The sequence below is a fragment of the Leptospira saintgironsiae genome (assembly GCF_002811765.1).
Classification (GTDB): Bacteria; Spirochaetota; Leptospiria; order Leptospirales; family Leptospiraceae; genus Leptospira_B; species Leptospira_B saintgironsiae.
This window is the reverse complement of record NZ_NPDR01000006.1, coordinates 130,960-150,623: the sequence shown is the minus strand read 5'-3', so window position 1 is coordinate 150,623 and position 19,664 is coordinate 130,960. Positions and strand designations below refer to the sequence as shown.

18 protein-coding genes are annotated in these 19,664 nt (G+C 39.3%); 7 read left to right on the top strand and 11 right to left on the bottom strand.

What is annotated here, in order from left to right; genetic code table 11:
- Positions 1-36 precede the first annotated feature (36 nt).
- Entirely contained in the window at positions 37-1,800 is a 1,764-nt protein-coding gene (locus CH362_RS14355; protein WP_100711020.1) for a GAF domain-containing SpoIIE family protein phosphatase, read from the top strand.
- Positions 1,801-1,843: 43 nt separating this feature from the next.
- On the opposite strand, the gene CH362_RS14350 is transcribed toward CH362_RS14355, so the two are convergent.
- Positions 1,844-2,989: a M14 family metallopeptidase gene (locus CH362_RS14350; protein WP_100711019.1), complete on the bottom strand. Its 1,146-nt coding sequence runs from the start codon at positions 2,987-2,989 to the stop codon at positions 1,844-1,846.
- A 373-nt stretch (positions 2,990-3,362) separates the two neighbouring features.
- On the opposite strand from CH362_RS14350, the gene CH362_RS14345 reads away from it, so the two are divergent.
- Both CH362_RS14345 and CH362_RS14340 read left to right on the top strand, forming a co-directional pair.
- Positions 3,363-3,647: an LIC10816 family protein gene (locus CH362_RS14345; protein WP_100711018.1), complete on the top strand. Its 285-nt coding sequence runs from the start codon at positions 3,363-3,365 to the stop codon at positions 3,645-3,647.
- A gap of 57 nt (positions 3,648-3,704) precedes the next feature.
- Positions 3,705-4,403, top strand: coding sequence for a DsbA family protein (locus tag CH362_RS14340; protein WP_100711017.1), 699 nt, complete (start codon positions 3,705-3,707; stop codon positions 4,401-4,403).
- A gap of 43 nt (positions 4,404-4,446) precedes the next feature.
- On the opposite strand, the gene CH362_RS14335 is transcribed toward CH362_RS14340, so the two are convergent.
- Positions 4,447-5,469 (bottom strand): zinc-dependent alcohol dehydrogenase, encoded by a 1,023-nt coding sequence (locus tag CH362_RS14335; protein ID WP_100711016.1) that lies wholly within the window; start codon positions 5,467-5,469, stop codon positions 4,447-4,449.
- Between the two features lie 90 nt (positions 5,470-5,559).
- On the opposite strand from CH362_RS14335, the gene CH362_RS14330 reads away from it, so the two are divergent.
- Entirely contained in the window at positions 5,560-6,171 is a 612-nt protein-coding gene (locus CH362_RS14330) for a TetR/AcrR family transcriptional regulator (protein ID WP_100711015.1), read from the top strand.
- Here CH362_RS14330 and epsC read toward each other — a convergent pair.
- Genes epsC through CH362_RS14310 form a run of 4 tightly spaced genes read right to left on the bottom strand, consistent with a single transcriptional unit; the run spans position 6,168 to position 7,983 of the window.
- Positions 6,168-6,713, bottom strand: a complete 546-nt coding sequence (gene epsC, locus CH362_RS14325; protein ID WP_100711014.1) for a serine O-acetyltransferase EpsC — start codon at positions 6,711-6,713, stop codon at positions 6,168-6,170. The genes CH362_RS14330 and epsC overlap by 4 nt on opposite strands.
- Before the next feature lie 9 nt (positions 6,714-6,722).
- On the bottom strand, positions 6,723-7,124 hold the full coding sequence (locus tag CH362_RS14320; RefSeq protein ID WP_100711013.1) for a phage holin family protein: 402 nt from the start codon (positions 7,122-7,124) through the stop codon (positions 6,723-6,725).
- A gap of 8 nt (positions 7,125-7,132) precedes the next feature.
- A complete protein-coding gene (locus CH362_RS14315) occupies positions 7,133-7,321 on the bottom strand; it encodes a hypothetical protein (protein WP_100711012.1) in 189 nt (62 codons plus the stop codon).
- Between the two features lie 59 nt (positions 7,322-7,380).
- Positions 7,381-7,983 (bottom strand): hypothetical protein, encoded by a 603-nt coding sequence (locus tag CH362_RS14310; RefSeq protein ID WP_100711011.1) that lies wholly within the window; start codon positions 7,981-7,983, stop codon positions 7,381-7,383.
- A 235-nt stretch (positions 7,984-8,218) separates the two neighbouring features.
- On the opposite strand from CH362_RS14310, the gene CH362_RS14305 reads away from it, so the two are divergent.
- From CH362_RS14305 to leuA2, 3 genes are all read left to right on the top strand, one after another.
- On the top strand, positions 8,219-8,944 hold the full coding sequence (locus tag CH362_RS14305) for a hypothetical protein (RefSeq protein WP_244280595.1): 726 nt from the start codon (positions 8,219-8,221) through the stop codon (positions 8,942-8,944).
- The gene (locus CH362_RS14300) at positions 8,892-9,503 is read left to right on the top strand and encodes a tetratricopeptide repeat protein (RefSeq protein ID WP_208859590.1); all 612 of its coding nucleotides are present in this window, start codon (positions 8,892-8,894) and stop codon (positions 9,501-9,503) included. Before CH362_RS14305 ends, CH362_RS14300 begins: the two co-directional genes overlap by 53 nt.
- 298 nt (positions 9,504-9,801) lie before the next feature.
- Complete coding sequence (leuA2, locus tag CH362_RS14295; protein WP_244280605.1) at positions 9,802-11,043, top strand: 2-isopropylmalate synthase LeuA2; 1,242 nt, start codon at positions 9,802-9,804, stop codon at positions 11,041-11,043.
- Here leuA2 and CH362_RS14290 read toward each other — a convergent pair.
- Genes CH362_RS14290 through CH362_RS14270 form a run of 5 tightly spaced genes read right to left on the bottom strand, consistent with a single transcriptional unit; the run spans position 11,029 to position 19,604 of the window.
- Positions 11,029-13,461, bottom strand: a complete 2,433-nt coding sequence (locus tag CH362_RS14290) for a hypothetical protein (RefSeq protein ID WP_100711009.1) — start codon at positions 13,459-13,461, stop codon at positions 11,029-11,031. The two genes, leuA2 and CH362_RS14290, sit on opposite strands and share 15 nt — an antisense overlap.
- Before the next feature lie 21 nt (positions 13,462-13,482).
- Positions 13,483-14,100: a TetR/AcrR family transcriptional regulator gene (locus CH362_RS14285; protein ID WP_100711008.1), complete on the bottom strand. Its 618-nt coding sequence runs from the start codon at positions 14,098-14,100 to the stop codon at positions 13,483-13,485.
- A gap of 40 nt (positions 14,101-14,140) precedes the next feature.
- A complete protein-coding gene (locus tag CH362_RS14280) occupies positions 14,141-14,740 on the bottom strand; it encodes a TetR/AcrR family transcriptional regulator (protein ID WP_100711007.1) in 600 nt (199 codons plus the stop codon).
- Positions 14,741-14,745: 5 nt separating this feature from the next.
- Positions 14,746-18,045, bottom strand: a complete 3,300-nt coding sequence (locus CH362_RS14275) for an efflux RND transporter permease subunit (protein WP_100711006.1) — start codon at positions 18,043-18,045, stop codon at positions 14,746-14,748.
- A complete protein-coding gene (locus CH362_RS14270) occupies positions 18,042-19,604 on the bottom strand; it encodes a TolC family protein (RefSeq protein WP_244280594.1) in 1,563 nt (520 codons plus the stop codon). The genes CH362_RS14275 and CH362_RS14270 overlap by 4 nt, the downstream gene beginning before the upstream one ends.
- Between the last annotated feature and the right edge of the window lie 60 nt (positions 19,605-19,664).

Sequence of the window (19,664 nt, the reverse complement as noted above, 5' to 3'; positions counted from 1 at the left end):
ACTTACTCGCCGATCCATGAGAGTCTTGCCCCATCTATGTCCACCATTGACTCGGAAGCCAGAAAATACAAAAGTCTACTGAACACGAGTACGATCCTAAATGCTAACCTGGACCTTTACCAACTTCTCCCTTTGATCATGTTGTATTCCAAAGATCTGTTGGAAGCAGAAGCAAGTTCCCTATTTCTTTTAGAAGAGAAGGATGGATTTTTATACTGCGAAGTTGCCTTGGGTGAAAAAGGAGAGATAGTCCAAAAATATGCAAGGCTAGAACCTGGACAGGGTATCGCAGGTTGGGTGGCCAAAGAGAAAAAGGCAATCGTACTGGAAGATGCATACACTGATCCAAGATTCAATCCGGCCTTAGACCAAAAAACCGGATTTAGGACTAGATCACTTGCATGTGTTCCTTTATACATTGCGGACAAGGTAATTGGAACACTAGAAATTCTGAACAAATCAGACAACAGAAGTTTCGAAGCCTCGGATGTAGAGGTTCTAAATTCACTTTCCGAAATGGCGGCAATAGCGATCAAAAATGCTCAGGCTCACGAAACTCTGAAAAAGAGGGTGTTGGAACTCCGACTACTTTACGAATTCGAAAAATTAACAGTCGCAGAGAAGAGCATAAACGAATTAGGGAATTGGCTTTTAGACAAGGTTCTCGAATTTCTAGAAGCAAAAGCAGGAACCATCTATTTGGCAGACCCTACTCTGGAAGTACTACGAGTACTTGCAGCCAGAGGAATTCCAGAAGAAGCAATCCATAATATACAAGTCCCTTACGGAGAAGGAATTTCAGGCTGGGTCGCAAAAGAAAAACAAAGCTTACTCATCCAAAACCTAGACGAAGATCCAAGATACGATAAAAGTGCAAAATATAAATTTGAAGCAAACTCTCTTATCTCAGCCCCGCTACTTTTCCGTGGAGAATTATTAGGAGTTATCAGCGTAAACAACAAATACTCAGGATTTGCATTCACTCATGCTGATCTAGAAATGTTGGGCGCAATCGCAAATAGACTCAGTGTCACGATCAAAAACGCAAATTTATTCCATAAGGTTTTGGATACAGACAGAGAATTAAAACGCGCCAGAGAAGTGATGCATAAAATACTTCCTTCCAGCCTTCCTTATGTAGGTGGCCTTGAGTTCGGAGTACAACATATTCCTTATGATAATGTTGGCGGAGACTTTTATAATATTCTAAAATTAGACGAAAACCGTAGTGCAGTTTTGATCGCAGACGTTTCGGGTCATGGACTTTCTGCTTCAGTTGTTGCCACAGTCATTCATACAGTAGTGAGCACTTTCGATCCTGAAACATTAGGAAGTCCTTCAAAATTTTTCACTGCTCTGAACTATGCGTTATATAATAAATTAGCTGGGAATTTCCTAACTGCATTTTATGCGATCATTCATACCGGCACAAATACAATGTCCTATACTAACGCAGGTCATAATCCACCAATCCTGTATAGAAGATCAGAAGGAAGTTCATTACATCTAGAAACAAAAGGAAAATTAGTGGGAGTGATCCCGGATCTATTCTTCGAAGAATATGTAACTGCTTTCCAACCTCAAGACAGATTGGTATTATACACAGATGGACTCACTGAACATTCCAACTCTGATAGAACCAGAAGATATAGTGAAGACTTACTTACTTTAGCCGTCCGAAATCATTCTCAATCACATTCAGCGGAGGCCGCAGAAAGTTTGATCAAAGAATGTAGGACCTATTGCCATAGATCCGATTTTGAAGACGATGTTACTCTGTTGATCGTAGACAGAGTTTAAGATCTAACGCGCGAGATTTACGATCGGTTCGGTCAGCATAGAATTACAGTTTAGAAAATCTGGTGATTGCTTCTGGAACAATTCCGAAAACATGATCCATTGCGGCCAGTCGCCAATCTTCTCGGTTCGGATAGAACATTTGTTTAAATTCTTCTCGAACCTTATCCGCTTCTGCTTCGGATTTGGAACCGTGGAAACGAATACGATTCTCGCTAATCATTAAGAAACTTCCACGTATAGCGCCCATCACATTCAAATTTCCGAAAGTTCCTAACTCTACAGTAATAGGGAAAAGATCTTTCTCTTTTGTTAAAATTTTACCAAAAAAATCAGTAAAATCACCGGAAGTCCTATAAAAGTCCTCTTCTCCTTCATTCAGAAGAAGACCAAAATCACCGAAAACTTTGTTTAAATTTTTATCTGCTCTAGAACCACTTTCTGCATTATGCATTAAGCTAAGTCCATTCTTTGCTCCATAACCAGTATGGAAGTCCAAGATCAAAATACGGTCATATGGTTTTAAAACTTTTTTAAAATACTTTCTTAAAACTCGGACCACAGGCTCAGGTTTTCTTCCACCATAATAGATCCCTTTTGGGAATTCATACTGCCCGTTTACTGCTGCATCCAAAACATATTTAGCACCGAAACGGATCACTACTCCTAAAAACCGGATAATGAAGAATATATACTCAAATAAAAAATTACCGAACTCAGAACCCGGATTTAAGAAACTTTGGATCTTTCTGTATTTTTTGTTTTTAAACTTCTTATGAAGTTTCTCTCTTTTTAAAGCGAAGTTACGGTTTAAGTCTACGTTTCTTTCGTTCACTCTTAGGAAATTTTTGAAACCGTGTGCATTGATCCCATGTAAAATGAGAAAGTCAGAATTTTTGGGAAGTTTATAAGGGCTTTTATCATCCAGCAGGAATTCCTCAATCCATCTGCGTTGGAATGCAGAACCGGCAAATCCCTCTACTCCATGGATACCTGAACTCATGATTACTAGACGTTTTGCAGGCTTTTTCTTTTCTCCTAAACAATAAACATCCAGTTGCCCTCCATCTTTTGGGATCTCCAGACATTCATAGTCAAAGCGTTCAAACTTGGATTTTAACTGCTTTTTGTAAGATAAGAAGGCCTTTCGACAGGCTTCGTAGGTTTCTAGATAGTAGGATAATACGTCCACTGAATCTCGAGCATACGGACCGACGTTTTCCGGTCCAAAAAAAATTTTACCTTTAGATTACGATTCGATGAAAAGAAGAAGGCCCGCTGGCGCTGAGCATTCGCTACAACGGAACTTCCACCCTTAATCAAAAACTTATAATACTTTAAAATATCATAATGTACTAAATATAATATAATACATCTCAATAGAAACTATCACTTCCGTGATAAATAAAATAAAAATATGATTTAACCCTTAAGAACTATAACTCTAACACTATTATTAATCGCTCGTTATATTACATGATGTTTTTTTAAAATAATTTTTCAACTTAAGTGAAATGTGTGAACATCCTCATCGGTCTAACCTAGTACCTTAAGGAGGTATGAACATGGATACAGTGACCATCTTCGCATTAGCGCTTTTGGCTGTTCCTGTGTTTGCCCGGTTTGCCCGAGTATCCAAGGATGCGATGAATCGCTATCACCTAATCGGATTGGGAAGTCTTTTCCTAATTCTTGGTGAAGCTACGAAGATTACTGCGGCTAAAGTTACGCCTATAGCAGCAGTTCTTCCTATGATTGACATCGCAACTGCGATCCTAGCTTACGCGGGGGTACTTTTCGGGGTAGTATGGCTGTCGCTCTACTACGTCAAACACCCGAACGAAATCTAAAAGAATCCTCCTAATTGAAAAGGAAAGGAAGGCGGGACATGTTCCCGCCTTTTTTAGTTGGAAAAGATAAAAGAAGAATTATCTCTGTTATCTGTGAGCCTAGAATTCAAACGCCCGGATACCAAACATTCCATCCTATACGTAGCCGATCCAATCTGCGCATGGTGTTACGGCTTCTCTCCTATTTTCGAAAAGATCAGAGAAAAATACTCAGACAAGATTGAATTCACATTAGTACTCGGTGGATTAAAATACGGACCAGAGGTTGAAAACTTCACAGAAGATGTTACTGAAAAATTAAAATACCTCTGGAAGGAAGTGGAAAGGGTCTCTAAAAGAAGTTTCCACTACGATATACTCAAAAATAGAAATTTAAAATATGATTCTGAGCCAGGCTCAAGAGCAGTTATCACTGCCCAAAGGATCAATCCAAGTCTGTCTTTTGCTTTTTTAGAGAAGCTACTTGAAAGTTTTCATTCTAAAGGAAAGGACCCAAATAGTTTCGAAACATATGCAGAAATTGCTTCTGAACTTTCTATTCCTTTAGATGAATTTAAAGAATTGTATTATAGGGAAGAAACTCTATTAGAAACCAGAAACGATTTCAATTACGGATATATTTTAGGTGTAACTGGATTTCCTTGTTTGGTGTTTTCAGACGGCTTGGACAGAGGGATCTTAACCAAAGGATATTCTTCCTTTGAAGAGGTGGATGCACTTTTAGGGGATTATTTCAGATCTATAGGGCAGTATTAAAAAAATAAGGACGAGCCTCCTCGTCCTTCAAATCCAATGTACTTTATCTTACTACGATCAACTTAGTCTCCTCTTCCAAAAAAGCATCTGCCGCTTCCGACCAAGATGCTTTACGTGTGGTAACCTTAGAAGGATCGAAACCTTCCTCTTCTACTAATCTCAAAATTTCAGGAATCCATTCCCTAGATCTCACTCTTCCTAAACGGATTGTAGCTCCATTATTATATAATTCTAAATAAGGGATCGGAACATTATTGGTCCAGAAAATAGAAGCGGATCCAAATTCTCCTTCTATTCCAACAGATCTAAGCCCACAATCCCAACCTTCTGCAGTTCCGTTTGCATCTGCCACAATATCAAACTTACCGAAACTTTTAGGGTAAGATATCACCTGCTCAACTTTCACTCCATAAGATTCAGCGATCTCCAAACGTTTTTTATCTGTGTCCACGTATACGAGATCCGCGGCACCCATATGTTTTGCAAGAGCCGCAGTATACAATCCAATGCTAGAAGCAAAACCTCCGAGCACTAAGACCGATCTATTCTTGTTTTGTTTTAGATGCATCCCTACTAATTTCCATGCTTCTACAATATTATCGCTGATACTTGCGATCGCCGCAGGATCAGTTTTATTTGAAAAAGGAATTAACATCTCTTTTGCATAAGGAACCAAAACAGATTCAGAAATTGCGCCCCCAAATTCTTTTGCACCTTTCCCCATTCCATAAGCGCTAGTATGAGGAACAGTGCTGCAACTTTTAGTCAGACCTGTTTCACAATTCGCACAATGCCCACAGGAAATTTGGAATGGAACGGCAACACGAGTTCCTTTAGGGAAGAGTGAAGATATCTCTTCGCTTGTTTCTATAATTTCTCCTACGAATTCATGGCCCAAAGGAAAAGGAGGGCGGAATAATGTTTGTCCTCTTAAAATTGGAAGATCCAAATCGCATCTGGCAACCGCCAAGGGACGGACGAGTGCCTGGTTCGGCCCTGAAAGTTTAGGATCCGGGACTTCCTCCCATTCTACCCGATTTCTTTTAGAAAATAGCAATTGTTGCATGGTTTTCCTCCAATAGACCAATCAGTCTATCCGCAATCGTCCTCATAAAAATAGAATAGACCAGTTAGTCTATCATTTTATTTTAGTCCGATGAGCAAACGAAAACCGGAACTGGGCCAGCCAGAAGGTCCTTTCGAAAGGATAGCATCCACTGCTGTTCGCCTTATGTATTCTCAAGGTTATGCTGGAACTTCCATAAACCAGGTGATCGACGAATCAGAATCTCATAAGGCAAGTTTTTATAGATATTTCCAAACCAAAGAAGATCTGGGGAAAGAATATTTAGAGCGCCAAGGCAGAGATTTCCAAGTTGGTTGGGAAAGACTGATGGAAAGATCCGAAACTCCAGAAGAGTTCGTGCATAGATGGATGGCACTTTTGAAAAAGCAGGTCAAGTCAGGAAAATATTTTGGATGCCCTCTTGCTCGATTTATGGGAAGTCTAGATAAACCCGAACCCGATCTCGCAGAGAGAAGTTCTACTGTACTTGGCTCTTGGATCTCTTGTTTAGAAAATTATTTTGAAAAGAATAAGAAGGCTCTTACACTTCCTGCAGATTTCGATTCCCGAAAGAAAGCAGAACTGTTTTTGAAATTATTCCAGGGAAATTCACAATTTTATGTGATGACCCATGATCCTAAATATTTTAATGAATTAGAAGAAGAGATGCTTTCTGAATTAAAAAGCATCATAAAAACCTAAACTATTTTAGTTTTTTTAAGGGAGATCTTTACCTTCTTCCCTTTTAAACGTACGATTTTACCGGGAGCACCCACAACAGTGCAATTATCAGGGATATCGTGATCTATAACTACTGCTTCTGCACCTATCTTCACATTATTGCCCACGTGCACTGGACCTAAAATTGTTGCCCTTGCACCGATCAGCACATTGTTTCCCACAGTAGGATGACGTTTACCTTGGTGATTCCCTGTTCCACCTAAGGTAACTCCATGAAATAAAATACAATCATCCCCTATCTCTGCAGTCCCACCAATTACAATTCCCATCCCGTGATCAATGAATAATCCGCTGCCGATCTTTGCACCCGGATGAATCTCGATCCCTGTCAAAAAACGATTGAACTGAGAAATAAACCGAGCTAGGAATTTTAATCTTATCTTATATAAAGGATATGCAATGTACTTATGCAGCAGAATGGAATGTAATCCCGGATAGAGTATAAATTCCATTCCCCTAGCTGCAGGGTCGTTTTTAAATATTGCCTGGATCTCTCGAATCATTCGGAAAATCTAATGGGATTTTTTCTTTTTACGATCTGATCTGGAATATTCTTCCTTACTTTCTCTTTTGGCCACATAGTTTGCCAAGGTTAGGATTGCTCCTCCCCAGAAAGCGGCCCAAAAACCAGGGACGAATATTTTATCAGGGAATATATTAGCGATCCAGAATAGAACAATGGCATTCACCACAAGGCCAGCAATCCCCAAGGTCAGAAGATAAACAAGATACCCGACACCGAAAGTGACAAGGACCAGAAACCATCTTAATACGAAATTTAAAAATCCGAAGAATAGAACGATTACTATTACGTCCCAGACATGATTGCTGACACGAAATCCAGAATCGATCAGAGGGAAAACGAATACTACTACCAAGGATTGTAGTAAAACGGAAAAAAGAAGTCTGTACATCTATGTCCTTAAACTGTAGAATCTAGGAACTGTCCCAAATGAGGAGGCAATCCGCCTGGAGGAACCACCAGTGTTTGTGGTTGCACTATAGCATTGTCCGATACGGAAGCTACTTCTCTGGGCTGGTCTCCCACTAACGCAGGAGCCGAAGAATCTGAATATAATATTTGTCGAGATCCGACAGCCATGTAAGGCATATTCTTCTTCCTTTCTGTTATATTCTTCCTATTAGACGAATTAGAAAAGCAAAATTATTCTAGCCTTCTATAACTAATCCACAATCCATTTTTTCGACCACGAATCCGGTATAGATCAATGGATAAAGCAAATATGTTCCAAGACCTACAACCCAGGCAAATCCAGTGCGAGGAGTATCCCTTACTCCTGTACTTTGGAAAAATAAACGAACAGATCTAAATGGCTTTTTGCCAGAGTCAGATAATGCCAAAGTTTTATCAGTGATCCCCAGACCACAGTTATGAGTGAGTTTGTTTCCTTCGATGCTGATCAGAACTTCTTTTCTTTCGGATCTGCTCCAAGAAACTCTTCTGGTAACTGTGCCCTCTAATTCCAATTCTTTGGATCTGGCACCTGTTCCGACTAAGATTGGAAACTTAGCGTATTCTCTATCTAACCTTCTGTCCTTGCCTTCTACTCCTGTAGCGAAAGTTGCCATCAAAGTTTTTACGTCATATTCCAGATCATCTTCGAATTGGACAAGTACTGGCATTTCAGATCTTTGTTCTCCAGAAGAAGGTAACTGAATTTCAGGATTTTTCTTTTCTGCTCCGGAACAGGATATAAGGAATGAAAAAACAGATAAAAAAAGTATAATAGAATATTTAGAGAATGAATTCATAGAATGTCCGGCACTTCTATGAAACCCTGTAAAGAATTTCTGTCCAGCGAAAATCGAAGTTGGACGAATACAAATAAGTAAAGGTTACAAACAAAACAGGTTATAGAAATTTATTTACTATGTCCGACTCCGAATCTGGGTCAGATATAAAGAAACGCCTATGCCGAAACGAATACAAATCATAATCTTATTATCCATATACTCCTGTTCTTCATTTCCAAGGGGAGATAAATCTTTGATCTCAAGAGAACATCAATATTCTCTATTTTACACGAATGAAGAAGGCAATGTATACAGAACAGACCTAAGTCTCAAAACCAAATACAAAGACGCATTTGCAGATTTAGAAAAATTTGATTCTGAATTTATAGCACCGCAAAAACAAAAATATACGGAAAGGATCAAAGAAGTTTCCTTATATAAATCAGAACTCAAAAAAGACAGCAGCTCTATTATCAGAAAATTAGGAGGAGTTCTTGCAATCGCTGCGATCACTCCTGTTCCATTTGCTTTTGAAACTACTTTAATTTTGGGAACCATATACGTAACTTACCAAAGAGTTACTGAAACTTCAGAAGCCAAGATCAGGAAAAAACATGTGGAATTCCTGATCAACGAATGTGCCAACTCGGAAGATAGTTTAGAAGATTTCAAAGAAGATCATCTAGACAAATTCGTTTCTCATTGGAAAAAAGAATTTATGAAAGAATCCAATCATTTTGTGAATGCAGATGATTGGGACGATGTCCGTTTATTAGATACTCTTATGGAAAAATACCAGATAGATAAAGAATGGCTCAAGACTAACGCCGACTGGGAATGGAGAGCTTCTTCCCAACATTGTAATAGAGAAACTAAAGAGGAAAAAGATAGTCGTATCCATAAGGAAGAAAAGAAATGGAAAAAGAATGGATCCAAGACTGAAAACCGCATTGGACTATCTGAAAAAAGGGGACTCTAATTCCGCAAAGTCCATATTGATATCTTGGACAGAGTCTGAGCCGAATAACCCTAATGCATTCTTTCATTTAGGAATGTGCCTTTCTCAATTAGGCGAGATGGCCCCTGCAGAATCCGCGCTGCAAGAATGTATTCGTTTGGAACCTGGACATGTTCAGGCCTGGGTAGGACTTGGAGTATTATTTGCTCGTAAGAAGGACAAACCTAAAGCGGAATTCCATCTTTCCAAAGCATTGGAATTAGATGATAATGATGTATTCGCCAAAAAGAATTTAGCCGCAGTTTATACGGGCGCTTCTAAATTTGATCGTGCATTAGATTTACTCAAAGATCTACCTGAATCGGAGCTTGCCGATTCCCCTACTTTATATGCATTAGCGATTTGTTATGTAAGAACAAATCGTTTTGAAGAAGCCAGAGAAACTTTCCGTAAGTTAGAGATCGTAGGGATACCAGACCAAGTCAAAAAAGAATATCTTCAACTTAAACAATTATTGGAAGAGAAACAATTCGAGCAGGGCGGTATCTGGAGTTTCCTGAAAAAAGAAGAAGATCAATAACGAGCGACAGCGATACAGTTTTTTTTCTTTTTTACTTGACTTCCTTTTCCAATTTGCCGAGTCTAAAAGTAAGTATGACGCAAAATTTCTTCCAAGCTAATATGCTCGGTCTCCTCTTACTCCTTCTTTGGAGTTGAGAGGACGGAAACTTGCGTGTGCAAAAACCCGCCTCTGAGCGGGTTTTTTGTTTTAGGGCTATTCCCGGCAAAATCTCTCGCTTGAGGCCGGAAAAAGAGAGTGCCCAATGGAACAAAAACCTGACTTAGATATAGCAACACAATATCCTTCTATCCAAGAAATGATCTTACCCGGCCAGGGTTTGAAAACTCCACCTGTATCTCCATTCTTCATGGATGTTACATTAAGAGATGGCAACCAAGCATTACGCAAACCTTGGAATCTGGAAGAAAAAGAGATCATATTTAAGAGACTTGTAAAATTAGGAGTGCAAGGGATAGAAGTTGGATTTGCTTCTGCGAGCAAACAAGACTTCGAAGCATGCTCTTACCTTTCCTCTTTAGCTCCGGAGAATGTTGCGATCTCCAGTCTTTCCAGAGCTGTAGAGAAGGAGATAGATCTTTCCTGGGAAGCGATCCGAAAAGCACCTCATCCAAGGATTCATATAGTTTATCCAATCAGCGATTTTACGATCAGAAATGTATTGGGAATTTCTGAAAAAGAAGTTAAAGAAAATATAATACGATCCGTTTCTTACGCACGAAAATTGGCAGGAAATTACGGAGAAGTTCAATTCTCTGGAGAACATTTTGGTGATTCTTTAGAGAATATGGATTTTGCAGTGGAAGCATTTCAAGCCGCTTTGGATGCAGGAGCAGATGTTGTAAATCTTCCAAACACAGTAGAAAGATACAGACCATACTTGTTTGTTGCAATGGTCCGAAAAGTTGCAGAGTCATTACCTCAAGGAAGTAAAATTTCAGTACATACCCATAACGATTTGGGAATGGCAACCGCCACCACTGTGGAGAGTTTTTTCGCAGGAGCCACTCAATTGGAAACCGCATTAAACGGCTTGGGAGAAAGAGCCGGGAATACAAACACTTACGAAGTTGCAATCGCTCTTCATAATTGTGGTGTTAAAGTAGATTTGGATCTTCAGACAATCTATGAAACTTCCAGAATTGTTTCTCGTATGTCAGGAGTTCCAATCCCGGAAAAGGCTCCTTTGATTGGAGATGATGTAGTCGCTCATAGAAGCGGGATCCACCAAGACGGAGTTTCTAAAACAAAAGACATGAAGAAGGGAGCTTATCGCGCCTTCGATGCAAATCTGATTGGAAGACCAGAAGGAGATCGGATCGCCTTTACAAGCCAATCGGGTAAATCTGCAATTTATGAAATCCTAATGCAGTCTGGCGTATCAGTTTCTAAAGAAGAAGCTTCTAAATTGCAGCCTATTTTGAAATCAATCTCCGAAAGTTCAGGAGGAGGAGAATTGTCTATAGATGAGATCAAAACCGAATTGGGAAAATTAAGAAGTATCGATGCGTCGGATCGAAAATTACTACGGAATAACTGAGTTTTTGGTTACTTTAATTCTGCGAATCTGAACTCCGGACTTGCCTTCTACAAATACTCTGAATTCGACATCGTCTATGACTGGATTTGTAATTTCGAATATCAAAGTTTTGGAGTTCGGATCTTCTCCTTTTTCTTCCTGAGATAAAAGTGAAGATCCTCCGTTGTACGCTATATCAAACCTAGCATGATCGAAATTTTCGCCAAAGAATTCTACCTTATATTTTCCTTTAGGCAAGGTAAGTAAAGGCCCATAAACCAAAGGGCCTTGGTGTCTTGTCGCGGAAATGGTCCCGTCTGAATTTATTTCCCCCATCCTGGAAAAAAATCCCCCGTTCGCAGGTATCCAATCAAATTGGATCGGCTCGGGTAATACTTTTGTTTGAGAAATTTTCAACTCGTAGGTTTGTAAATTTAAGTTTTTATGATATAAGAACTCAGGGTATCTCTGGATGGATTCTGCAGGAAAATTTCCCTTCAGGATAAGATCAGCTATATGAGTAAATTTAATAAAAGGATCCGCTCCTGATAAAGCCCCATTTTGGATCATATATACATTCTTACCTAAAGAGAGCAATTTCGGAACTTTTTGTAAAAATTCTTCAGAGTCATTGATTAAGTATATATTCTTTCCATAAATATATCTCAGAGGACTAGCAATCTGTCTCTTGGTAGTAAAGTAAAATGCATTTTCGGAAGGAGTAGAATTTGCAAATGTTTCATATCCATTCTCATATCCTTCCATCATGGTTTGGAAAAGTATAAGTTTAGATCTCCAAACAGTATAAACAATCCCTGCGCCAGCAAGGACTATCAATAACATGGTTTTCAAACTCTGTTTTAGATTTGGAATATTTCTGATCCCGATGAGCGATCCTAAAATTGCAAAAGGAATTGAAAAAAGCATCCATCTTCTGGAGGCCCAAAAATGATCGGGTGCGATACTGGGGCTTACTAAATAAACCGCCAATAAGAACATTCCTATAAAAAATACAAAGGAAGAACTCACATTTTTTTTTCTGAAAACGAATAGATCAAATGTGAAAATCAAAAACACAAACAACCAAAAAGGAACGTACCAGAAAAAGACCGATAAAGAATGAAAGGTAAGATATTTTGTCGCCGCCAGTTCAGGTATATTTGATAAGAACATTGGCCTCACAAAATAGACAAGTAGACCGCTTAGAACTATAGATGATAATACAGAAATTCTTAATATTCCTTTATTCTTCTCAATAAAATTCCTGATCCATTCAAGTTTATAGCGGCCCTTCTTCCAAACTACAATTTCCAGCAAAAGAATGGTCAGAGAGACTGCCCAAGCAATCCCTACAATTTGTAAGAATTTGTGCTCCCATAAATGATAAATATATACTTTCGAATAAACAAATGCATAAACAAATGACAATACACTCGTCAGAAGGAATGCAGAGATAAAGTATAAAGAATTTTTGAAATACTTTTCAAAAAAAATTAGCAGAAATCCGGAATACAGTACTAAAGCAGGCAAATATACGTAGCTATCTATTCTAGTAAAAGAACTGATCCCAAATATCAGTCCAATACAGAACATAGGGACAGGACTTTTTCTTTTAAAAAATATTTGGATCAGATATGCAGTGAATATTATTAAAAATTGAGAAATCGCCTCGGATAATGCAGATCTTACATTCCAAAGCTGAGAAGAGTTCAACACATACATAACAGAGATCAAAGATGCGGAAAGAGGATCCGACATCCTCCTGATCACTAAGTATAAAAAGAATACTGAAAAAAATCCAAAAACTGCATTGACCCTGAGAAGTCCGTCTATTCCAAACAGATCATAACCAATGGCCAAATATGCGGGCAATATATGGAAAAATCGCGGAGAACGATAAGTCTCAGAGTTAGAAAGCCCTAAATTAAATTCGGAAGCAATAGATTGATAATCTACCATTACTGAATCATCAAATATTTCTCTGATCAATTTCGAATCAGGCACTTCTAAATTTAAACCTCCAGTCTTGGAAATCGCTACTCCGAATATAGTGTATTGTCCTTGGTCTCTTCCTCCGTCTAAATACCAGGTAGGAAATCCCGCGTATAGATACAAAGTAAGCAAAGAGAACAGAGCTAAAAATATAATTTCAGGTTTTCTGATTTCGAGTCGGATTGATTTACAAAGTTCTACTTTTCTAAAAGAAAATGAACAAATAACAAAAAGAATAGAAAGTATAAATAAAGAAAGAACGATCTTTTCTATGCTATATATGCCAAGCATAGTAAGTAGAAAGGAAATGATACCTATCGAGAGTAAAGGAGTAATTACGGATAAAAGGACAGTTCCTATTCTTCCTGGACCTTTAAGTTTTCTAAAAAGAAAAAATAGGGTAGCTGAAGATAAGATCCATCCTGTAAAAAAAAAGAATACGATCAAAATAGAAAAGTTTTCCTAATTTTAGATATCGTCTCTTTTTACGATCCCATAAAAGATAATATTATCTAACTCTTGGACTAGATCTCGGATAGAATACGGAGTCTGTGCTAAGAAGTTTGGATCGAACATCGCTTCGGAAGCTGCTGAGTGGATCAGAAGTACGATATCAGGATTCACATCAGAACGAATTTCGCCGTTCTTGATCCCGGTCTCGATCATCTTTCTCATAGTTCTATTTATATTTTTTTCTTTTAGAGACTGGATTTGTTTCCAAATATCAGGTGCTTGGTCACGGATCTCTCTTAGAAATTCGTTCATTCCGTGGGGGATTTCGGAAGAGAGGCAACCTCTCATTGATTGGATCTTTTCTTTAATGGATTTGTCTGGGTCTTGGAAGATACCTTCGATACGTCCGTGAATTCTGAGATGTTTATCAGTCATCACTTCTTTTAACAATTCATGTTTGTTGGCGAAGTGTTTATAAAGTGTTTTACGACTTATCCTAAGAGTTCGTGCGATCTCTTCCATTCGAGTTTTCGCAAAACCGTATCGCAAAAATAGTTCAAACGATTTTTCGAATATTCTCTCACGGACCTCGTCCTTCTCTTGGGTTAGTTCTTGTTCCACGGCGCTGTGCACTTTATTATCCCCCTTCCGCTTAGGAAACGATTTTTCAATCTCAAGACGATTTTAACGTCTCCTTTCCTCTGCGTATTATGCCATAAAGAAAAATATTGTCCAGTTCGGATATATTGGCCCGACGCTCGGTCGGGTTTTGTTCCCACTTGTAAATCGCATCTGAACACGCGATTAATGCCATGATGAACAAGTCGGGCCTCAAGTCCGCTCTGAATTCTCCTAATTTTTTCCCCTCTTCCAAGAAGCTTGCAATTTCAGTATCTATTAATTGGACCCTTTTCGCCTTCACCATTCTCCATATTTCTGGAATTTGATCCTGCAATTCCTTCCATAATGCAAAATGGCTGGGTCTACAAACGTCCAGTAGCTCCTTTCTCATCTTTACGAATCGTTTAGAAAAGTCCAGAGCCTGATTGTTTCGAATTCTTTTAAGTTTAAAGGCCGCCTTGGTTTGCCTATATTCGGCAGCCGCTTTTAAAACTTCTTCTTTGTTCGAATAATATTCGTATAAGACTTTTTTTCCGATTTTGGACTCTTCTACAAGGTCCTCCATTCTAGTTTTCGCATAACCTTTGCGTTGAAAAACCCGAGAAGCCCCAAGTAAAACTCGGAGCCTATTTTTTTTCTCGGCGAAGTCCATGATATTTATCGGGCATCCGGATCCGGAGAATTTCTACGGACCAGATTGTTCAACTTCTCTATATAAGAGAATGCTGCCGGAACCACTACTAACGTAAGTACGGTAGAAGAGATCAATCCTCCTATGATCGCAACACCCATACTTGTCCTTTGTTTGGAAGCTTCGTTTAATCCAATCGCAATTGGAGCCATACCTGCAATCAAAGCGAATGATGTCATTAGGATCGGACGTAGACGTTCTCTTCCCGCCTCTATGATCGCTTCTTTCATTTCCACACCTCTTTGTATGAGCTGGTTCGTGAAGTCCACGAGTAAGATCGAGTTCTTGGTAGCCACCCCGATGAGCATGATTAGCCCTATCATGGAGAATATATCCAAAGACTTTTGGGTTAAGAATAGAGCGATAAACGCTCCACAAAGCGCAAGAGGAAGAACCAACATGATCGCAATAGGTGTGATAAAACTTTCATACAAGGAAGCAAGAACCATGTAGATGAATAACACCCCAAGTCCCATAGCAATTCCAAGAGAAGTTCCCATCTCCTTAAAGTTCTCAGCCTGTCCTGTATATCCGATACGAACTCCTGGAGGAAGAGGCAATTCTGTTTGTGTAAGTTTTGAAACTTCTTCCATTGCCCCACCCATACCTGGTCCATCCGGATTTACGTCGGCATAAATTTCAACGGATTGGTTTCTGTTCATACGGTTAATAGTTGCAAGACCTGTCGTTTCTTCTGCCTTTGCAACGTTTTGGATAGGGATCATCATGTTATTAAAATTAGGAACAAAAGAATTATAGAAGTTGTCCTTCAAATCTCTCTGTCCTTCTTTCAATCGAACACGAATATCGTATTCTACTCCATTCTCACGATAAACTGCAGGAGTAGTTCCTTCTACCAAGGTTCTTAATTCTGTTCCGATCACGGTTCCAGGAATTCCAAGTAGAACTTCTCTTTGGCGATCCGGTACTACTCTGAATTCTGGAGCACCAGCTCTGTAACTTGTATCCACATCCAGAAGTGCTTTAGATTCTCTTAATTTTTCGAAAAGTTTTCTAGAATATTCTTCTACAACTTTTCCGTTCTGTCCGCTAACAACCAAGGTGAAAGGTCTTTGTCCTCCACCTACGTTATCCACATCTTTTACGATAGGATTTGCGTAAGAGAATGATTCCAATTGTTTACGAAGAAGGTCTTTGAACTGAGAAGTGTTCATATTTCTTTCTTTCGCTGGGATCATTTCCACGAACATAGTCGCAGTCCTGTTCGTATTGAACATAGCTACCAATTTAACTTCTTTATGAGATGAGATCTCTTTATACGCTTCTTGTGCGATCTCCGCCATTTTATGTACGGAAGTACCAGGAGGCATATCCAAGGTGACTTGGAATTTTCCTTGGTCCTGAGCAGGTAAGAAGGTTTTCGGAATATACTTGGTCAGCATTAAGCTAGCGACAAAGATCAAAACCGCACTGCTCAATATGAACACTGGACGTTTTAAGGTGAATTTCAAAACGCTCGCATAAATATTTTCTAACCAAGTTTGGAATACGTTAAATCCGGATAAGACGGAATCCAACGCCTTCTCTACAGGAGAAAGAATTCTTCCTAAAACTCCGAATACAAACTTCAAGAGTTCGAACACAGCGGAGAAAACTCTTGAAACAATTCCTTTCGGAGCCTCTTGTGCTCTTATCTTGGAGAATGCAATTTCTTCTAAAGTGGTCGTTGCACCATTCTTCTTTTTTTTCTTTCCTTCTGTCGGAACACTTAAGAATTCCTGTGAAGAATGTCCATGACCTGCTTGTGCATGTGATCCTGAAATTTTTCCGCCAAAATAAGCGGATAACATTGGAGCAATTGTAAGTGCATCATAAAGAGAGATCAAAAGAGCAAAACAAACTGTTAGTCCGAATTCTCTTAAGAACTGTCCTACTACCCCGCTCACGAATGCGATCGGTAAGAACACTGCGATCACAGTCATTGTAGTCGCGATTACTGCTAATGTTACCTCTTTAGTTCCTTCTGTAGAAGCTTCTCTTGCAGTTTTACCCATTTCCCTATGTCGGAAAATATTCTCACGAACCACGATCGCGTCATCTATTAGAAGTCCAACGGCCAAGCTTAAAGCAAGAAGTGTCATTACGTTTACAGTAAATCCTGCAACCGCCATCAAGATGAATGCACCTAAAAGTGAGTTAGGCAATGCAAGCCCTGTGATGATAGTAGATCTTACACTTCCTAAGAATAAAAGCACCACTACAATGGTAAGGGCGATACCAATGATGATTGTTTCTTTTACATCATAGATATTATCATCAATCTGAATGGAGTTATCATTTGCGATAGAAAGGACAGCGCCACCTTCTCTTCTTGCAAGTTCCTTATTTAGTTCTTCAATTCTTTTCTTAACTTCTTGGGCAACCGCAACAGTATTCGAACCTGATTGTTTAAATACTAATAAGAAGACAGCCTTCTTACCGTTAAAGTACGCGCGAGTACTTTCATCCTCTAACGTATCTACCACTTCTCCCAATTGTCCGATCCTAACCGGAACTTCGTTCCCGAATAAGGAAATTGGAGTGTCTCTGATCTCTTGAGGAGATTTGAATTCATTAATAGTTCTATATACTAACTCAGAATCCGCCTTACTCACTTTACCTGCAGGGATATTTGTTCCACCGGAAGCCAAACGATTGGAAACCACGGAAGCAGGGATCATATGTTGTTTTAATTTTTGGCGATCTAAAGCGACATGGATCTCTCTTTTACGTCCACCGTAGATGGTAATATTTCCCACATCCTTAGCGGTTAAAAGATTTTGTTTGATCTCTTCGTTAGCGATATCGTAGATCTGTGCTTCACTCAAGTTTGCATTCAATGCAAGAATGATGATTGGCTGATCCGCAGGGTCTATCCTTCTGATGATAGGTTCTTTGATATCATTTGGTAGTTTAGGTTTTACCGCAGAGACCTTATCTCTCACCTGTTGTTCCGCGTATTTTACGTCGGTCTCTAAGGTAAACTCAAGGATGATCGTTCCAGATCCTTCACTACAAGTAGAGCGGATCCTTTTCACCCCGGAAATAGTAGAAAGTTCATCTTCCACTGGTTTTGCGATCAGAGTTTCGATCTCGTTAGGAGCCGCTCCTGGATAAGGCACAGTCACTGTGACTACCGGAATGGTTACGTTAGGAAAAAGGTCTACACCCAACTTGTTCAGGGAAAGATATCCCGAAACAAGAATGATGAGAACCGTACAGGTAATAAATATCGGTCGTTTGATCGATAGCTCTGCAAAATTCATTTTTGGTCTCCGGTATTTTGGTTCAGAACTTCTTCGGCATCCATTCCATATTTGCGGAATAGAGTTCCTTTAGAGAGCTCGTATTGTACTAGCGCCGAGTTATAATTCACTTTCGCCTGCATTAGTCCGTATCTAGCCTGAGCTACCAGGTCTAATGCGTTCTTAACATTTACGGATGTGGCTCTTCCGTATCTGTATCTGGGCAGAATGCCCGAGTAAAACTTCTCCGCTTGAGAGAGATTTTTTTTAGATTCTTCTAGGATCTCGTAAGTAGTGTTGATCTTTTGCAACCCCTGTCTTACGTCAGTTTTGACCTGCTCTTTTGTTTGTTCCAAAAGAAGATCCAGCTTTCTACTTTGTGTTTGTGAATTCCTAAATTCCGCTCTTGCAGTATCGTTACCGAGAGGGTAATCCATTTTGATTTCTGCGGAATTCTGGGTAAATCTTCCGCTTCCGATCCCGTCGAAACTCTGAGGAAAATTGCGATCATATTCGCGAGAATTGTAAGTCCCACTCACATAAAGAGAAGGTAATAATCCATTTTTAGCGATTTCTAAAGCGGCTCCCGCATTCTGTTTTTGTAATGCAAGACTCTTGAAATCGTATCTATGTTTGAAGGCTTCTTCCGTTTCTGAATCTTCTGGACCTAAAGAAGGAAGAGAATCATCCAAAACTAAAGCAAAGTTTACTTTGGTTTCCGGATCTTTTCCGAGAGAAACAAGTAAATCTCTCCGAACTCTATCCTTCTCTAATTTAGCTTGTCTATGTTGATTTTCAGCAGAGATCAAAAGAGCGTTCCATTGTCCGGACTCGTAATCTTCTGCAACTCCCATACGCACTTTAGAAGTAGTAATATCTTTTACATTCTTAACACTTTTGACTAGAAGCTCTGCGGTTCTGAGATTTTCGTCAGCTAAGGATAAATTCCAAAAAGATAATAGAGACTGGACCACTGACCTGGAAAGAGTGTTCATCGCATCCAATCTTCGGACTGCGGAACTTCTCCTACTGATCTCCAAAGATCTTCTTTGCTGGTATCCGAAAATATTTTTCAATAATTCTTGCTTCAGAGTGAAACCAAGATTTGCAAAGTGAAGGCTTGGCTGAGCGAATTGTTGTGCGATTGTTCCTTGTTGTTCCGGTCTTTTCCCCGCATCGGTTTCATAACGGTTGTCGGAAACTGTTAAACTCGCAGTAGTTCCTGTATTAAAAACTTTTGATAAGCCTGCTGAGAGTGTATTACTTGTGATCTCTCTACCTTGCAAAGTATATTGAGGTAAAGGTAAGTTATTCGTCTTTTGAGTATTAGCGGTTAAGGTCCCGATAAAATTATATTTACCGTTTTCCTTCTCCCAATCATATTCAGAGTTTTCTAAATCCAGTCGGCTCATCTTTGCCTGAACTGAATTCTCTAAAGAATAACGGATAAGAGAAGTAGTTGTCCAAACTCCTTCTTTCTCCAAATCATCTCGATTTTCTCCCGAGATAGAAAGAGCACTTAGGAAAATGCCTAAGTAGAATACGCTGCGAAAGGTTGCTTCATTCTGTTTGTGTTTCATAACATCCAACGGGAAACATTTATAGTATATTTTGTTTCCACCCATAGGAAACAAAATCTC

Excerpts from the sequence above, each read along its gene's own strand:
- CH362_RS14275 (WP_100711006.1), bottom strand. The coding sequence starts at position 18,045 with ATGAATTTTGCAGAGCTATCGATCAAACGACCGATATTTATTACCTGT.
- leuA2 (WP_244280605.1), top strand. The coding sequence starts at position 9,802 with ATGATCTTACCCGGCCAGGGTTTGAAAACTCCACCTGTATCTCCATTC.
- epsC (WP_100711014.1), bottom strand. The coding sequence starts at position 6,713 with ATGATTCGAGAGATCCAGGCAATATTTAAAAACGACCCTGCAGCTAGG.
- CH362_RS14315 (WP_100711012.1), bottom strand. The coding sequence starts at position 7,321 with ATGCCTTACATGGCTGTCGGATCTCGACAAATATTATATTCAGATTCT.
- CH362_RS14270 (WP_244280594.1), bottom strand. The coding sequence starts at position 19,604 with ATGAAACACAAACAGAATGAAGCAACCTTTCGCAGCGTATTCTACTTA.
- CH362_RS14335 (WP_100711016.1), bottom strand. The coding sequence starts at position 5,469 with ATGCAACAATTGCTATTTTCTAAAAGAAATCGGGTAGAATGGGAGGAA.
- CH362_RS14320 (WP_100711013.1), bottom strand. The coding sequence starts at position 7,124 with ATGTACAGACTTCTTTTTTCCGTTTTACTACAATCCTTGGTAGTAGTA.
- CH362_RS14330 (WP_100711015.1), top strand. The coding sequence starts at position 5,560 with ATGAGCAAACGAAAACCGGAACTGGGCCAGCCAGAAGGTCCTTTCGAA.
- CH362_RS14345 (WP_100711018.1), top strand. The coding sequence starts at position 3,363 with ATGGATACAGTGACCATCTTCGCATTAGCGCTTTTGGCTGTTCCTGTG.
- CH362_RS14300 (WP_208859590.1), top strand. The coding sequence starts at position 8,892 with ATGGATCCAAGACTGAAAACCGCATTGGACTATCTGAAAAAAGGGGAC.
- CH362_RS14355 (WP_100711020.1), top strand. The coding sequence starts at position 37 with ATGTCCACCATTGACTCGGAAGCCAGAAAATACAAAAGTCTACTGAAC.
- CH362_RS14280 (WP_100711007.1), bottom strand. The coding sequence starts at position 14,740 with ATGGACTTCGCCGAGAAAAAAAATAGGCTCCGAGTTTTACTTGGGGCT.
- CH362_RS14310 (WP_100711011.1), bottom strand. The coding sequence starts at position 7,983 with ATGAATTCATTCTCTAAATATTCTATTATACTTTTTTTATCTGTTTTT.